This is a genomic window from Ignavibacteriota bacterium (assembly GCA_016707525.1).
GTDB lineage: Bacteria > Bacteroidota > Ignavibacteria > UBA10030 > UBA6906 > JAGDMK01.
Genome location: JADJHP010000016.1, coordinates 55,922 through 71,977 on the forward strand (window position 1 = coordinate 55,922; position 16,056 = coordinate 71,977).

Genomic DNA, 16,056 nt, shown 5'->3' on the forward strand with positions numbered 1-16,056 from the left:
CTCTGTCAAAATAGTGCTACAATGCAAGCATGCTGAATATCGCCGTGTTTGGATCGGGACGTGGGTCCAACTTCAAATCCTTACTGGATGCCATTGATGCCGGTCGCCTGCGGGATGTCCGGTGTGTTCTCGTTGTCAGCAACAACGCCGATGCCGGTATCTTCGAGCATGCACGCCGGCATGGAATAGCAGTGCTCCAGTGGAGCCGGAAGACGTACGCATCGGACGAAGCGTACTGCGCAGCGATGCTTGCTGCGTTGCGGGAGGCGCGTGCAGATCTGATCGTCCTGGCGGGGTACATGAAGTTCCTTCCCGCTCCCATCATTGCCGCCTTTCGAAACCGCATTCTGAATATTCATCCGGCGCTGTTGCCGTCGTTCGGCGGCACCGGGATGTACGGGCTGCACGTTCACCGTGCGGTCCTTGCCGCGCACGAGCCGCTCACCGGTGCGACGGTCCACATGGTGGATGAAGAGTACGACCACGGTGCGATCGTGATCCAGCGGACCGTGCCGGTGCTGGCATCCGATTCCCCCGAATCGCTCGCGGCACGCGTTCTGGAGATGGAGCATCACATCCTTCCCGAAGCCGTACGCTTGGTTGCAGAGGGCCGGATCACGGTAGAACCGGGCCGGACCCACGTTCATATACGTTCATCCCAGGAGTAGCTGTGCCTCTCATTCGCCGGGCTCTCATCAGCGTTTCTGACAAGCGCGGGCTCATCGCCTTTGCCTCTGCATTGCAGGCACGCGGCGTCGAGATCATCTCCACGGGCGGTACCCTCTCGTTCCTCCAGAAGAACAACATCTCCGCGCGCCAGGTCTCGGACGTCACCGGTTTCCCCGAGATCCTCGACGGCCGCGTGAAGACCCTGCATCCGGTGATCCACGCCGGACTGCTCGCCGTGCTCGACAACCCCGAGCATGTGCGCCAGCTTGAAGAACACAAGATCACGCCCATCGACATGGTGGTCGTGAACCTCTATCCGTTCGCGGAGACGATCGCGAAGCCGGGCATCGGACTCGAGGACGCCATCGAACAGATCGACATCGGCGGGCCGTCGATGCTCCGTTCGGCAGCGAAGAATTTCCGCCATACCGCCGTGATCACCAACCCGGACCGGTATGAAGCGGTGATGCAGGAGTTGCAGGCACGCGATGGCAGCATCAGCGAAGAGACCTGCTTCGCGCTCGCGCGCGAGGTGTTCCGGCACACGGCAGCCTACGATGCGGTGATCTCCGGGTATCTCGACCGTCAGGCGGAACCGGACGCGGTGTTCCCGACGTCGTTCCAGGTCGCCGCGCCGCGCGAGCTCCCCCTGCGCTACGGCGAGAACCCGCACCAGCAGGCAGCACTGTACGGCACATGGACATCGCTCTTCGAGAAGCTCCACGGCAAGGAGCTCTCCTTCAATAATATCATCGACGTCTCGGCGGCGGCGGCACTGGCCGCGGAGTTCGACGAGCCGGCGGCGATCATCGTGAAGCACACGAACCCCTGCGGTGCGGGCACCGGTGCAACGCTGGACGAAGCCTACGAACGCGCCTTCGCCACCGACACGGCATCGCCGTTCGGCGGCATCGTGGCCGTCAACCGCCCCCTGAACCTCTCGGCCGCGGAGCTCATCAACAAGATCTTCACCGAGGTCATCATCGCCCCGGCGTTCCCGGACGATGTCCTCGCACTGCTCAAGAAGAAGAAGGACCGCCGGCTGATCACGCTGCGCGGCGACCTCCGGCAGCGCCGCGATCCCGATGTGCGCAGCGTTCCCGGTGGCTTCCTGGTGCAGGAACCGGATGTGCGTCCGCCGGTGGAAGAAGGATTCCGGGTGGTCACGAAACGTGCACCCACCGACGACGAGGCGCGTGCGCTGCGCTTCGCGTGGAAGATCGCCAAGCATGTGAAATCCAACGCCATCGTCTACGCCGGCCCCGACCGTACGCTGGGTGTGGGCGCGGGACAGATGTCGCGCGTGGATGCATCCCGCGTCGCCGTCCGGAAGGCGACCGACTACGGCCTGTCGCTGCAGGGTTCCGTGGTAGGCTCCGATGCGTTCTTCCCCTTCGCCGACGGGCTTCTGGAAGCCGTGCGCGCAGGTGCCACAGCCGTCATTCAGCCCGGGGGATCCGTACGCGACGATGAGGTGATAGCCGCGGCGGATGAACACAACATCGCCATGATATTCACCGGTACCAGACACTTCAGACACTAACGCCCATGGGCCTGTTCTCATTCTTCTCCGCCGACCTCGCCATCGATCTCGGCACCGCCAATACCCTGATCCATATGAAGGGCAAGGGGATCGTCCTCAACGAGCCGTCGATCGTGGCCTTCGACCGCAACACGAAGAAGATCGTCGCGATCGGGCATGAGGCGCAGCAGATGCTCGGGAGAACGCACCGGGATATCCGGACGATCCGGCCCATGCGCGACGGCGTGATCGCCGATTTCGAGATCGCCGAAGGCATGCTGCGCGAGTTCATCCGCAAGATCCATGCGAACTGGATGCCCAGCCGCCGCATCGTGATCAGCGTGCCGAGCGGTGTGACCGAGGTGGAGAAGCGTGCGGTGCGCGACGCCGCGGAGCACTCCGGCGCCAAAGAGGTGCATCTCGTGGCCGAACCCATGGCGGCAGCGGTGGGCGTGGGCCTCGATGTGGAGGCGGCGGTCGGCAACATGATCGTGGACATCGGCGGCGGAACGACCGAGATCGCGGTCATCGCGCTCTCCGGCATCGTGAATGAAGAATCCATCCGCATCGCGGGCGACGAGCTGAACAACGCCATCATCCAGTTCTTCAAGAAGAATCACAACATCCTGATCGGCGAACGTACCGCGGAAGCGATCAAGTGCGAGGTGGGTTCCGCCATGCCGCTGAAGGAAGAGGTCTCGATCCGCGTCAAGGGCCGCGACCTCGTGAACGGCATCCCCAAGACCACCGAAGCGAGCTCGGTCGAGATCCGTGAATCGCTCAGCGAACCCGTGTCCCAGATCATCGAAGCCGTCAAGCTTTCCCTTGAACGCACCCCGCCGGAGTTGTCGGCGGATATCCTCGACCGCGGCATCATGCTCAGCGGCGGCGGGGCCCTGTTGCGCGGGCTGGACGAACGCCTGCGCCTCGAGACCCAGCTTCCCGTCCACGTGTCCGAAGATCCGCTCTCTGCCGTGGTCCGCGGCACCGGGCGCATTCTCGAGAACCTGAACAAATACTCGAAGGTGCTTCTCAAGAGCAAACGCTATTGAGGCACATGCCGGAGCAATGACGGCGCCATGCTGAAACGTGCCTACGATCTTCTTGTCGAATTCAAAGAGTACGCCCTTCTCGCGCTCTATCTCCTGATCGCACTCGTCCTGTTCGCGCAGAACACGAGCCATCAGGTGAAGGGTATCCGCAGCAATCTGCTCGCTGCGGCCGGCCTCCTCCAGAACACCTTCGATTTCATCCCGAACTACTTCGCCCTCGCCGGCCAGAACCGGTCCCTGCGCGAGCAGAACATCCTCCTCGCGGACGAAGTGAACATGCTCCGTGAGTCGGCGATCGAGAACATCCGGCTCCGCGCCATGGTCGGACTGAAAGAACGCCCGGCATTCGCGTACGTCAGCGCGCTCGTGGTCGGGACCCAGATGCAGGCCCTCACGAATACCGTCACCATCAACGCCGGAACCGAGAACGGGATCAAAGCCGGCATGCCGGTGGTGACCGACCACGGGCTCGCCGGGCGCGTGACCTCCACCAGCGGGCACTATGCCATCGTGCAGCTCGTCCTCCATCAGGACCTCCGCGTGAGCGCACGCATCCAGCGGAGCAGGGTGAACGGCATCATCCGGTGGACGGGCGGCCGGGAACTGCGCATGATCAACGTCCCGAAGACGTCCGATGTGACCACCGGCGACGTGGTCATCACGTCCGAATTCAGCAGCCTCTTCCCCGGCGGTATCCGCATCGGCGTGGTCTCCTCCACACGCGATGTGCCCGGCGACCTCTTCCAGGAGATCATGGTGAAACCCTCCGTGGATTTCGACCGCATGGAGGAAGTGTTCGTGGCGACCGTCCTGCCGGATTCCAACCGCATCGTGCTCGAGGGAAAGGCCCGGTAATGACCTCCGCTCCCGTGATACGGCCCGCCCTCCTGGTCCTCATCTCGCTGGCGGCATTGTTGCTCCAGACCATGATCCTCCCCTATGTGGCCGTCGGCACCATCGTCCCCGATGCCGTGCTCATCTGGATCGTGTATCTTGCCATCACGCGCGGACACATCGCCGGGTCGACCGCCGGATTCTTCCTCGGGCTCATCCTGGATGTCCTCATGGGCGGCGACAGCATGCTCGGACTTTCGGCATTCACCAAGACCCTTGCCGGGTTCCTCGCCGGGTACGCGTTCAGCGAGAACAAGACACTGCAGACCCTTTCGACATCGCGCTTCCCGATCATCGTTGCGATCACGGCCCTGGTGCACAACCAGTTCTACTTCCTGGTCTCCCTCCAGGGGTCCGACATCCCCCTCGAATCCGTCGTGCTCCGCTACGGCATCCCCGCCACGATCTACACGGGGCTTCTCGCGCTGCTGCCCATGTTCATCTTCTCACGGCGGGTGCATTCCTGACCATGGCCCTGCAGGATGACATACAGATCTATGAGAAGCGCCGGGCGCTCTACGTGGTCATCGGCTTCGTCTTCATCATCTTCCTCGGCCGCCTCTTCCAACTGCAGATGTTCTACAGCGATGAGTACGGCAAGAAGTCGGAAGAGAACAGCATCCGCGTCATCCCCCGCGAGCCGATCCGCGGCTACATCTACGACCGGAACGGCGCCCGTGTGGTGGATAACCGCCCGTCGTTCACGGTGACCATCATGCCCTACGAGTTCGACCGGCGCAAGCTCGGCTTCATCGCGCGGGTCCTCTCGCTCGATACCACGTTCATCCGCACCCGCATCAAGCAGGGCGAGGAATACTCCCGCTTCGCGCCGGTGAAGATCAAGCGCGACATCGACTTCCGCGAATTGTCCGTGCTCGAAGAGAACCGCGACCGCCTCCCCGGCGTGGATTACCAGGTGGAATCGAAACGCTGGTATGTCACACCCGCCCATGCATCGCACATCCTCGGCTACACGAAGGAGATCTCGGAGAACCAGATCCGCGCACTGGGCGGCGAATACACGCAGGGCGACGTCGTCGGTTCCTCGGGGCTCGAGGGCGGCTATGAGGGAAGCCTCCGCGGCAAGAAGGGCGCGGAGTTCAGTACGGTGAACGTGCGCGGACAGGTGGTGGGCGGATTCGAGAGCGGCAAGCTCGATGTCCAGGCGGTGGACGGCAAGGACCTTGCGCTCACCATGGATTTTGGCCTGCAGGCATTCGCGGAGTCGCTGATGGCCGGCAGGCGCGGCGCGGTGGTCGCCCTCGACCCGCGCGACGGCGGTGTGCTCGCCATGGTCAGCTCGCCGGATTATGATCTGTCCGTTTTCAGCGGCGTTACTCCCCCGCAGATCTGGCGCACGATGAACAGCGACACCGAGCGGCCGCTCTTCAACCGTGCGACCCTCACCCGCTATCCTCCGGGGTCGACGTTCAAGATGGTGCTTGCGATCGCCGCGCTCGAGACCGGGAAGGTCACCCCGCAGTGGCGCGTCCATTGCACCGGCGGATTCCGCCTCGGCAACAAGGTCTTCAAAGACCTGCACGTCCACGGTTCCGTGGATATGATCAGCGCGATCCAGCAATCGTGCAACGTGTACTTCTATCAGCTCATGCTGAAAACGGGACTCGATGAGTGGGCGTACTACGGCCGTGAGCTCGGGTTCGGGATGCTGACCGGCATCGACATCGCGGAAGAGAACCCCGGCCTGTTGCCGTCCACGGCATACATGAACAGGCGCTACGGGCCCAGCGGTTGGACGCGCGGGTTCCTCCCCAGCCTCGGCATCGGCCAGGGGGAACTCGGCGTGACGCCGCTCCAGATGGCCGCGTATGCGATGGTGCTTGCGAACTGGGGCGACTATCATCAGCCGCACGCCGTGCAGGGCTTCCGCCGCAGGAGCACCGGCACCGTGGACACGCTTGCATTCCAGAGCCGCCGGCTCAGCGTCGCCATCCCCACGTGGGCCATCGTCCGTGAAGGGATGCGGCGTGCCGTTGAACTCCCCGGCGGCACGGGCGGCATGTCCAGGATCAAAGGCATCGAGGTTGCAGGCAAGACCGGCACGGCGCAGAATCCGCACGGCCCGGACCACGCCTGGTTCGTGGGATTTGCACCGTTCGACGATCCGCGCATCGCCATCTGTGTCCTTGTCGAGAATGCAGGGTTCGGTGGTTCGCACGCCGCTCCCGTCGCCGGCAAGTGCATGGAACGCTATCTGTTCGGCCCCGCGGGTGCATCGCCACCGCCCGCCAAGGCTGCGCCCCGCCCTGCGGTCGCCGAGGCAACGCATCAGACACCGTCCATCACCGGAGGTGATTGACGCATGCTCAATTATCTTCAGCGCCATTTCGACCTCCAGATAGGCATCTCGTCGCTCCTGCTCACGATCATCGGGCTCGTCTCGGTGTACAGCGCCACCTATGATGCGCGCGCGTCGGATATCTTCTTCAAGCAGCTCGCCTGGTCGGGTGCCGGCACGGTCGTGCTCATCGCCATGGCGCTCTTCCCGTACCGTTTGCTGCAGACCATCTCCATACCGGCCTGGCTCTTCTCTCTTCTCCTGCTGGTGATCGTCCTCCTCCTCGGCAAGACCGTGTCCGGGTCGACGAGCTGGTTCAATCTCGGATCGTTCCGCATCCAGCCATCGGAGTTCGCCAAGATCACCACCGTGCTGGCACTGGCGTCGTACCTGTCGCGCAGCGATGTCAGCCTGCGGAACCCGCGCGACCTGTTCCTTGCCGGTGGCATCGTGCTCGCCCCGGTGGCGCTGATCATGATGCAGCCCGATTTCGGCACCGCCGTCATCTACGGCGGCATGGCATTCGCTGTCATGTACTGGGGCGGTGCATCACAGTTCACCCTTCTTTCCGTCGTAGCCCCGGCGGCAGCGGCAGTGGGCGCGCTGTTCGGCACGACGCCCTTCCTGATCGTGGTCGCGGTGATGGGCGTGCTCATCTATCTTACGAAGGAACACCGGCTCGTCGCCGCCGTCGTCTTCTCGTTCATGGTCCTGGTGGGGATCTCGGTCCAGTTCATCTACGACGGCATGAAGCCGTATCAGCAGAGGCGTATCGACACGTTCCTCGATCCGGGGGCCGATCCCCTCGGCGCGGGATACAACATCCTGCAATCCAAAGTGGCCATCGGCTCGGGCGGGGTGTTCGGCAAGGGCTACCTGCACGGCTCCCAGACGCAGTTGAACTTCATCCCGGAGCAGTGGACGGACTTCATCTTCTGCGTGCCCGGCGAGGAATTCGGGTTCATCGGCGCGGCCACGGTGCTGGTACTCTTCGCGGTCTTCCTGATGCGCGGGGTGACGCTGGCCTCGAAGGTGAAAAGCAAGTACGCAAGTTACGTGGCGATCGGGCTGACCGCCACCATTGCCACGCACGTGTTCATCAACATCGGCATGGCCCTCGGCCTCTTTCCCGTCATCGGGGTCCCTCTCCCCTTCCTGAGTTACGGAGGATCGTCCCTGCTCTCGAATGCAGCAATGGTCGGCATCCTGATGAACCTGTACACCAACCGCAAAGAGTACTGATGAAAACAACACCCGCGACCCGCACACGCCATCCCCTCGAACTCCCGGCGTCGTCGCTCCGCTGGCGGTGCACCACTGCCGCCATCGGGGTGGAGAAGGTCGACGATGTGACGCCGCTCCACGACATCATCGGCCAGGACCGCGCGCTCCAGGCGCTGGCACTCGGGCTGGACATCAAGCACAACGGTTACAACGTCTTCGTCACGGGGTTCTCGGGCACCGGGCGCACGACGACCATCAGGCGCCTGCTCAAGGAGATCGAGCAGCGTCCGGCGGAACTGACGGACAAGTGCTACGTGCACAACTTCCGCGATCCGGATTCACCGGTGCTCATCACCCTCCCCGCCGGCAAAGGGCGCGACTTCAAAAAGGACATGAGCACGATGCTCACCGAGCTCACGAAGGCGATCCCGTCCGTCTTCGAAAGCCGTCGCTACGCCGAACAGCGGAAGAGCACCCTCGAACATTTCCAGAACCGTCAGCGCAGCGTCCTGCGCGATTTCGAGAAGAAGGTCAAGGAACGGGGCTTCGAAGTGGTGCAGATGCAGGCCGGCGGCGGCAACCGCCCGGAGATCGCCCCGCTCATCGACGGCGCGCCTTCCTCCATGGACCAGCTTGCGGCCCGTGTGGAGGCGGGCGACATGTCCGCCGACGAGCTGAAGCTCATGGAGGTGCGGCAGGGCGAGCTCGAGAAACAGATGGACCTCGTGATGCGCGAGATGCGCAACATCGAGCGCAAGGCGAAGAAGTCCCTGGACGACCTCAACCACCGCATCATCGTCCCGGTCGTGGAAGAGATGATGGAGGAACTCCGCAACCGCTACACGATGCCGCGGGTGCAGGACTATCTGACCGATGCACAGCGGGACATCCTCGACAACCTCCACCGGTTCCAGCAGCGCGATGACCCTTCCCATCATTCGCTCATACCGGGGGAACCGGCCGAGGAAGAGACGTTCATGGAGTATGAAGTGAACGTCATCGTGGACAATGCCGAAACCACCGGCACCCCGGTGATCTTCGAGGCCAATCCGCGCTTCAAGAACCTGTTCGGTACTATCGAACGCGTCGTGGACCGCAACGGTGTCTGGCGCTCGGATTTCACGAGGGTACGCGCGGGATCGGTGGCCAAGGCCGACGGCGGGTATCTCGTGATCAATGCAACGGACGCCCTCACGGAGCTTGGCGTATGGAACATGCTGAAGCGCGTGCTCCGCACCCGTCAGATGGAGATCCAGTCGTACGAGAACGGCTTCTTCGGGACAAGCTCTGCCCTGCAGCCGGAAGCCATCAGCATCAATGTGAAGGTCGTGATGATCGGCGACTCGCACATCTACCATCTGCTGTTCGGTCTCGATGAGGACTTCAAGAAGATCTTCAAGGTCCGCGCCGACTTCGACACCGAGATGGCGAACGACGCCAAGTCCATCGGTTCGTATGTCTCCTTCATCCGCTCCTTCTGTGAAAAGGAGGGACTCCTCCCGCTCGAGCTCGGCGCCGCCGCGGAGATGGTGGAGTACGGTGCACGGCTCGCCGGACGCCAGCAGAAACTCTCCACCCGCTTCAGCCTCCTTGCCGACGTGCTCCGCGAGGCGAGCCACTGGGCCTCCAAAGACAGGGCAGAGCGCGTGTCGGATGTGCATGTGCGCCGGGCGATCGACGAGCGTACGCGCCGTGTGAACATGGTCGAGGACAAGATCCAGGAGATGATCGAGGACGGTTCGATCATGATCGACACCGGTACGGCGGTGGTCGGACAGATCAACGGCCTCTCGGTGTATCAGCTTGCCGAACACGAATTCGGCCGCCCGTCCCGTATCACGGCAAAGACCATGATGGGCCGTGCGGGCATCATCAATATAGAGCGCGAAGCCGCCATGAGCGGCCCGATCCACAACAAGGGCGTGTATATCCTGAGCGGCTATCTCGGCTGGAAGTACGCGCAGGATAAGCCGCTCGTGCTGAGTGCCAGCCTCGCGTTCGAGCAGTCGTATTCCGGGGTCGACGGCGACAGCGCGTCCTCCGCGGAGATCTATGTGCTCCTCTCGAGCCTTGCGGATGTGCCGTTGCGCCAGGACCTTGCCGTCACCGGATCGGTGAACCAGCATGGCGAGATCCAGCCCATCGGCGGCGTCAATCATAAGATCGAGGGGTTCTTCGATGTCTGCGCCGCGCGCGGGCTGACCGGCAGCCAGGGCGTCCTCATTCCGGTGCAGAACGTCCAGGACCTCATGCTGCGCCACGACGTCGTTGCGGCGGTGGAGGCGGGACGCTTCCACATCTATGCGGTGACGACCATTGACGAGGGGATCGCATTGCTGACCGGCCGCAAGGCGGGGAGCCGCAAAGGCCGCGGCAGATACACGCCGGGAAGCATGCACGCACTCGTGGACAAGCGCCTCACGGAATACGCACGGAAGAACAAGACATTCGGTCAATGACGCCGGAAGAGTTCCGCACATACGGACATGAGATCGTCGACTGGATGGCGGACTACATGGCGGGGGTGGAGAAGCTGCCCGTCAAGCCGGACATCCCGCCGCGCGCGATCATCGACCAGCTCCCGGCAGCTCCTCCGGAGGCACCCGAACCGTTCCCCCGGATCTTCGACGACTTCCGTTCGATCATCCTTCCGGGGATGACGCACTGGCAGCATCCGTCGTTCTTCGCGTACTTCCCTGCCAACAGCAGTCCGCCGTCGGTCCTCGGCGAGATGCTCACCGCCACACTCGGGGCGCAGTGCATGAGCTGGGCCACATCGCCCGCCGCCACAGAACTCGAGCAGCGCGTGATGGAGTGGCTGCGGTCCATGATCGGACTTCCACCGACCTTCACCGGGGTCATCCAGGATACGGCATCGACCGCCACGTTGTGCGCCATTCTCACGGCACGCGAGCAGCGATCGGGATATGCGGTCAATGAGCGCGGCTTTGCTCCGGACATGCGGTACACCGTCTATTGTTCGTCCGAAGCCCACTCCTCGGTCGAAAAGGCCGTCAAGATCGCCGGCATCGGACGGGAATACCTCCGGAAGATCCAGGTGGATGGTGCGTACGCGATGGATCCTTCCGCGCTGGACGCCGCCATAACCGCGGACATCAGGCAGGGCCTCACGCCGCTCTGTGTCGTTGCTGCCATCGGCACCACCGGCTCCACAGCGCTCGATCCGGTACCCGCCATCGCGGATATCTGCCGGAGGCACAGGGTGTGGCTGCATTGCGACGCAGCGTTCGCGGGCAACGCACTCATCCTCCCCGAGTGCCGGTGGATCGCGGAAGGCATCGACGCAGCGGATTCCGTCGTGTTCAATCCGCACAAGTGGATGCTCACGAACTTCGATTGTTCGGCGTACTTCGTGCGTGATCCGGGCGCGCTTGTGCGGACGTTCGAGATCCTGCCGGAGTATCTGAAGACCCCCGAAGGCGACCGCGTGAACAATTATCGTGACTGGGGGATCCAGCTCGGCAGGCGCTTCCGCGCGCTGAAGCTGTGGTTCGTGATACGGAGCTATGGCGTCTCCGGGCTGCAGGCGGTGTTGCGGAACCATATCGCCATGGCACAGAAGCTTGCGGACACCATGCGGGCGACGCCGGACTTCGAACTGCTTGCCCCCGTGCCGTTGAACGTGATCTGTTTCCGGTACGCGCCGCCGTCGGTAACGGACCCGGTGGCGCTTGACGCGCTGAATACGCGGCTGCACGCGCTGCTGAACGCGGACGGGACGATGTTCCTGACGCACACGAAGCTTGCGGGCCGGTACACGCTGCGCCTGGTGATCGGCCAGACGAACGTCCGCCATCGGTGACGCTGCCGGGCAGAGGATCGTCCGCCAGTCGCACGTCGATGCTGCCTTGGGCGCGGATCATCTCCCTCGCGGAAACTCCGTGGGGAGGTCGTTGCCTTGCGGCCCGGTGTATGCCCCTCCAGCGGAAACTCGGATCTTGGGGAAGCGGCATCGGGGCTCCCAGGCATCCAGCCGCGCCCGACGCGAGTTTCCGCTGGAGGGGCATACACCGGGCCGCCACACCGGTTTGCCAGCGTTTGGGAAAGCCGGAGTCGGGCGACGCTGGTGGAAGCGTCGGGGGAGTGCCCCTGAAACGGAAACTCGCGCGAGATACCCCGGCCCGTTGTAGATGACGTACACTGGTGTTTCAAGATCCGAGTTTCCGTTTCAGGGGCACTCCCCCGGCGCCAGAACCGAGCACACGCTGTTTCATCAAGATCCGAGTTCCGTATCAGGGGCACTCCCCGGCGCCGAAACGAGCACACCATCCACGATCCACATGAGCACCACACCAGGGGTCACATGATCCTGACCGATTCCCAGATCCTCGCAGAGATGAAGCGCGGCACCATCGTCGTCGAGCCCTTCGACCCCGCGAGCCTCGGCTCCAACTCGTACGACGTCCACCTCGGCAGGACCCTCGCCACATACCGCGACGAGGTGCTGGACGCCCGGACGCACAACAAGGTGGACTACATCGAGATCCCTGATGAGGGGATGATCCTCCTCCCCCACCGCTTCTATCTCGGCGTCACGGAGGAGTACACCGAAACGCACCGTCATGTCCCGTTCCTCGAGGGGAAGAGCAGCATCGGCAGGCTCGGCATCGACATCCACGCCACCGCGGGCAAAGGCGACATCGGCTTCTGCAACACCTGGACCCTCGAGATCTCGGTAAAGATGCCCGTGCGCGTGTATGCGGGGATGCCCATCGGCCAGCTCATCTATTTTGAAGTGGCGGGAGACGTCGCCACCCTGTACCGCGCCAAGGCCAACGCGAAGTATGCGGCCCGCACCGACAAACCGGTTGAATCCATGATGTGGAAGAACTTCCTGCCAAAGGAGAAATGATGCGCATCCGCCAGACCCGCTCCACCGCACTGCTGCTCGTTCTGATGCTCGCCCTGTCCCTCACGGGCATGGCGCAGACGAAGCGGCCGGTCACCATCGAAGACATGGGCACGATGAAACGTATCGCAGCCCCGGCCCTCTCGCCCGACGGGAAATGGGTGGCCTATACGGTCAGCACGCCCGATGTGAAGGCGAACAAGAACAGCGCCGATATCTGGATCTCCTCGGTGGATGGCAAGACCCATCGCCAGCTCACCACCAATGCCGCCTCCGACCGCAACCCGGTCTGGTCGCCTGATGGCGCGCAGATCGCGTTCGAGTCGTCCCGCTCCGGCGAGAACCAGATCTGGCTCATCAACCTGAATGGCGGCGAACCGCGGCAGTTCACCACGCTCTCCACCGGCGCATCGCAGGCCGTGTGGTCGCCCGACGGCACCATCCTCGCGTATGTGTCGGAGGTCTTCCCCGAGTACTCGCACCTTCCGTTCAAGGAGAGCGACGAACAGAACAAGAAGAAGCTCGAGCAACTGGAGAGCGGCAAGGTGAAGGCACAGATCTTCACGCGCCTCCTCTACCGGCATTGGGACCATTGGGTCGAGGGGAAGCGCCAGCACATCTTCCTCCAGCCGCTGGCCGGCGGAGAGCCGCGCAACCTTACGCCGGGCGACCGCGATGCGGTGCCTTCGTCGTCGACGTTCTCCGCCGGGACCGACTTCGCATTCTCCCCGGATGGCAGAGAGATCGCCTATACCGCCACGCCTGTCCCCATCCGGGAAGAGGCGTGGAACACGAACCACGACATCTATACCATTCCTGTTGCAGGCGGCACGCCGCGTCAGCTCACCACCAACCCGGCGGCCGACGGCTACCCGTGCTATTCACCGGACGGCAAATACATCGCCTACCGGGCGCAGGAACGCCCGGGCTTTGAAGGCGACCGCTGGCAGTTGATGCTGTATGACCGGAAAGCCGGGACCACGAAGAGCCTCACGTCGTCCTTCGATGCCGCGGTGGGGACTCCGGTGTGGTCGCCCGACAGCAAGAAGCTGTACTTCGATGCCGAAGAGCGGGCGCGCACGCCGATCTTCTCGGTCACGATCGCGGGCAACGATGTGAAGAAGGTCGTGGATGGCCGCACGAACCATGATCTCAGCATCGATCCGAAAGGCACGTTCCTCGTGTTCGGCCGTGTCGGCGTCACACGTCCCGTGGAGATCTACACGGCCGGCGTCGATGGCAAGGGCCTCAGGCCCGTCACCGGCGTGAACGATGCGGTATTCGCGCAGTTGAATATGCCGGAGCCCGAGTACATCACGTTCACCGGCGCGGAAGGTGCACGCGTGCAGGCATGGCTGCACAAACCGCCTCAGTTCGACCCCGCAAAGAAATATCCCCTGGTCCTGATGATCCATGGCGGCCCGCAGGGAGCGTGGGGCGATGGATGGTCCTATCGCTGGAACCCGGTCCTCTGGGCGGCGCAGGGATACGTCGTGCTCGCACCCAATCCGCGCGGCAGCACGGGATTCGGGCAGAAGTTCACGGATGAGATCAGCGGCGACTGGGGTGGCAAGGTGTACATCGATCTGATGAAGGGGCTGGATACGGTCTCGTCGTTCCCGTATGTCGACTCCACACGCCGTGCGGCCGCCGGTGCCTCGTTCGGCGGATACATGGTGAACTGGATCCTGGGGCACGGGGGCGAACGGTTCCGCGCACTCATCACCCATGATGGTGTCTACAATTTCGAAAGCATGTATGGGTCCACGGACGAGGTCTGGTTCGACGAATGGGACCACAGCGGAGCGCCGTGGGACAAGCCTGAGGAATACCGGCGGTTCTCACCGCACGTGTACGCGAAGAACTTCCGGACCCCCACCCTGGTCATCCATGGGGCACTCGATTACCGGATCCCGTACACCGAGGCGATGCAGCTCTTCACGGCCCTGCAGCGCCAGAACGTTCCGTCGAAATTCCTGTATTTCCCCGATGAAAACCATTGGGTACTCAAGCCCGCGAACAGCGAACTCTGGCACCGGACGGTCTTCGGCTGGCTTGCGGAATACCTGAAATAGGGGGAGTGAACCCCGGCGGGCCCGATGGTGTTCTTAGAAGACCATAGACGGGGGAGCCGCAGGCCTTCTCGCAGAGGGACAAAGGCGCTGAATTCATGGACGATCATTGAATTCTCGACCTGGCGCCGTAACGGGAAGGCACGCATATCCGGACGTCAAGGCACTGTACCCCTTGCGGGAGGCGCCACTCTCCCATGATGCTCATTCACCGATAACGAAACAAAGGAGATCACCATGAAAGAACAGTATCGCCAACAGATCATCGACCTGCTCACTCGTGCCTACTGGATGGAGCTTGAAACGGTCACCAATTACATCGCGAACTCCGTCAACCTGGACGGCGTGCGCGCCGAAGAGATCAAGAAGAGCCTGGCGCTCGACGTGACCGCCGAGATCGGCCATGCACAGCTTCTTGCGAAGCGCATCAAGCAGATCGGCGGGGTGGTGCCGGGTTCACTGCAGTTCAAGCCGGACCAGAAGGCATTGCAGCCGCCGACGGACACCACCGACGTGGCCGCGGTCATCCGCGGCGTCATCGCGGCCGAAGATGCCGCCATCGAGCACTACGGTAAGCTCATCGAGCTGAGCGGCGAGGCGGGAGACTATGTGACGCAGGACCTGTGCATCACCACGCTGGGCGATGAAGAAGGCCATCGTGTCGAGTTCGGCGGCTACCTCAAGGAGTATCCGAAGGGCTGACGCCCTCACCCGCGATGAAGACCATCGACTCAACACTCTTTCACCGGATCCTCCCGCCGGAATCATCCGGCGGGGGGCCGCATCCTGCACTCATCTTCCTTCACGGCCGCGGAGCGGATGAAGAAGACTTGCTGGGGTTGACCTCGGCATTCGATGAACGGCTCTTCGTCATCAGCGTGCGTGCGCCGTTCGCGTATGAATACGGCGGATACACCTGGTACGACGTCGGTGCCATCGGCGAACCCGACCCGGTGCGCTTCCCCGAAAGCTGCAGCCGTCTCTCGCAGTTCATCATCGACGTGAAGGCGCAGTATCCCGTGCAGGCGGACAAGCTGTTCCTGTTCGGCTTCAGCATGGGGTGTGTGATGTCGTTCGCGCAGGCACTGAGCCATCCGGGTTCGGTGCGGGGCGTTGCGGCCAACAGCGGCTATGTGCCCGAAGGTCCGCACCTCACGTTCAAGTGGCAGGAACTGGCCGGCACCTCGTTCCACATCACCCACGGCATCCACGACCCTGTGATCCCGATCGCATTCGCGCGCCATACGAGATCGCTCTTCGAACATGCGAACGCGCCGTTCACCTACACGGAGTATCCGTCGGAGCACTACCTCGCCGAGGAGTGCATCGGGGACACCGCGGCGTGGCTTCGCGATCTCATCGATTCGCCGTAGCGGCATCGGATGGGCCCGGAGGTATGCCCCTCCAGCGGAAACTCGGATCTTGGGGAAGCCACATCGGAGAGACCACACATC

Annotated in this window: 13 protein-coding genes; all 13 read left to right on the forward strand. The window is 63.1% G+C overall.

Going from position 1 to position 16,056, the window contains the following annotated elements:
• Window positions 1-29 precede the first annotated feature (29 nt).
• The 13 genes from IPI01_19730 to IPI01_19790 all read left to right on the forward strand — a co-directional run bounded on the left by IPI01_19730 (window position 30) and on the right by IPI01_19790 (window position 15,975).
• Window positions 30-668, forward strand: a complete 639-nt coding sequence (locus IPI01_19730) for a phosphoribosylglycinamide formyltransferase (GenBank protein MBK7259985.1) — start codon at window positions 30-32, stop codon at window positions 666-668.
• Window positions 669-670: 2 nt separating this feature from the next.
• Window positions 671-2,212, forward strand: coding sequence for a bifunctional phosphoribosylaminoimidazolecarboxamide formyltransferase/IMP cyclohydrolase (purH, locus tag IPI01_19735; protein MBK7259986.1), 1,542 nt, complete (start codon window positions 671-673; stop codon window positions 2,210-2,212).
• Between the two features lie 5 nt (window positions 2,213-2,217).
• Window positions 2,218-3,243: a rod shape-determining protein gene (locus IPI01_19740; protein ID MBK7259987.1), complete on the forward strand. Its 1,026-nt coding sequence runs from the start codon at window positions 2,218-2,220 to the stop codon at window positions 3,241-3,243.
• Window positions 3,244-3,270: 27 nt separating this feature from the next.
• A complete protein-coding gene (gene mreC, locus IPI01_19745) occupies window positions 3,271-4,098 on the forward strand; it encodes a rod shape-determining protein MreC (protein ID MBK7259988.1) in 828 nt (275 codons plus the stop codon).
• Entirely contained in the window at window positions 4,098-4,604 is a 507-nt protein-coding gene (gene mreD / locus IPI01_19750; protein ID MBK7259989.1) for a rod shape-determining protein MreD, read from the forward strand. The genes mreC and mreD overlap by 1 nt, the downstream gene beginning before the upstream one ends.
• A gap of 2 nt (window positions 4,605-4,606) precedes the next feature.
• Complete coding sequence (mrdA, locus tag IPI01_19755; GenBank protein MBK7259990.1) at window positions 4,607-6,457, forward strand: penicillin-binding protein 2; 1,851 nt, start codon at window positions 4,607-4,609, stop codon at window positions 6,455-6,457.
• A 3-nt stretch (window positions 6,458-6,460) separates the two neighbouring features.
• Complete coding sequence (gene rodA, locus IPI01_19760) at window positions 6,461-7,678, forward strand: rod shape-determining protein RodA (GenBank protein MBK7259991.1); 1,218 nt, start codon at window positions 6,461-6,463, stop codon at window positions 7,676-7,678.
• The gene (locus IPI01_19765) at window positions 7,678-10,119 is read left to right on the forward strand and encodes an AAA family ATPase (protein MBK7259992.1); all 2,442 of its coding nucleotides are present in this window, start codon (window positions 7,678-7,680) and stop codon (window positions 10,117-10,119) included. The genes rodA and IPI01_19765 overlap by 1 nt, the downstream gene beginning before the upstream one ends.
• A complete protein-coding gene (locus tag IPI01_19770) occupies window positions 10,116-11,483 on the forward strand; it encodes an aspartate aminotransferase family protein (protein MBK7259993.1) in 1,368 nt (455 codons plus the stop codon). The genes IPI01_19765 and IPI01_19770 overlap by 4 nt, the downstream gene beginning before the upstream one ends.
• A gap of 501 nt (window positions 11,484-11,984) precedes the next feature.
• On the forward strand, window positions 11,985-12,533 hold the full coding sequence (locus IPI01_19775) for a dCTP deaminase (GenBank protein ID MBK7259994.1): 549 nt from the start codon (window positions 11,985-11,987) through the stop codon (window positions 12,531-12,533).
• On the forward strand, window positions 12,533-14,605 hold the full coding sequence (locus tag IPI01_19780) for a S9 family peptidase (GenBank protein MBK7259995.1): 2,073 nt from the start codon (window positions 12,533-12,535) through the stop codon (window positions 14,603-14,605). The genes IPI01_19775 and IPI01_19780 overlap by 1 nt, the downstream gene beginning before the upstream one ends.
• 234 nt (window positions 14,606-14,839) lie before the next feature.
• Window positions 14,840-15,304: a ferritin-like domain-containing protein gene (locus IPI01_19785; GenBank protein MBK7259996.1), complete on the forward strand. Its 465-nt coding sequence runs from the start codon at window positions 14,840-14,842 to the stop codon at window positions 15,302-15,304.
• Between the two features lie 14 nt (window positions 15,305-15,318).
• Window positions 15,319-15,975, forward strand: a complete 657-nt coding sequence (locus IPI01_19790; protein ID MBK7259997.1) for a hypothetical protein — start codon at window positions 15,319-15,321, stop codon at window positions 15,973-15,975.
• Window positions 15,976-16,056: the final 81 nt, after the last annotated feature.

Excerpts from the sequence above, each read along its gene's own strand:
- IPI01_19730 (MBK7259985.1), top strand. The coding sequence starts at position 30 with ATGCTGAATATCGCCGTGTTTGGATCGGGACGTGGGTCCAACTTCAAA.
- mreD (MBK7259989.1), top strand. The coding sequence starts at position 4,098 with ATGACCTCCGCTCCCGTGATACGGCCCGCCCTCCTGGTCCTCATCTCG.
- mrdA (MBK7259990.1), top strand. The coding sequence starts at position 4,607 with ATGGCCCTGCAGGATGACATACAGATCTATGAGAAGCGCCGGGCGCTC.
- IPI01_19785 (MBK7259996.1), top strand. The coding sequence starts at position 14,840 with ATGAAAGAACAGTATCGCCAACAGATCATCGACCTGCTCACTCGTGCC.
- mreC (MBK7259988.1), top strand. The coding sequence starts at position 3,271 with ATGCTGAAACGTGCCTACGATCTTCTTGTCGAATTCAAAGAGTACGCC.
- IPI01_19775 (MBK7259994.1), top strand. The coding sequence starts at position 11,985 with ATGATCCTGACCGATTCCCAGATCCTCGCAGAGATGAAGCGCGGCACC.
- IPI01_19770 (MBK7259993.1), top strand. The coding sequence starts at position 10,116 with ATGACGCCGGAAGAGTTCCGCACATACGGACATGAGATCGTCGACTGG.
- IPI01_19790 (MBK7259997.1), top strand. The coding sequence starts at position 15,319 with ATGAAGACCATCGACTCAACACTCTTTCACCGGATCCTCCCGCCGGAA.
- rodA (MBK7259991.1), top strand. The coding sequence starts at position 6,461 with ATGCTCAATTATCTTCAGCGCCATTTCGACCTCCAGATAGGCATCTCG.
- IPI01_19740 (MBK7259987.1), top strand. The coding sequence starts at position 2,218 with ATGGGCCTGTTCTCATTCTTCTCCGCCGACCTCGCCATCGATCTCGGC.
- IPI01_19765 (MBK7259992.1), top strand. The coding sequence starts at position 7,678 with ATGAAAACAACACCCGCGACCCGCACACGCCATCCCCTCGAACTCCCG.
- IPI01_19780 (MBK7259995.1), top strand. The coding sequence starts at position 12,533 with ATGCGCATCCGCCAGACCCGCTCCACCGCACTGCTGCTCGTTCTGATG.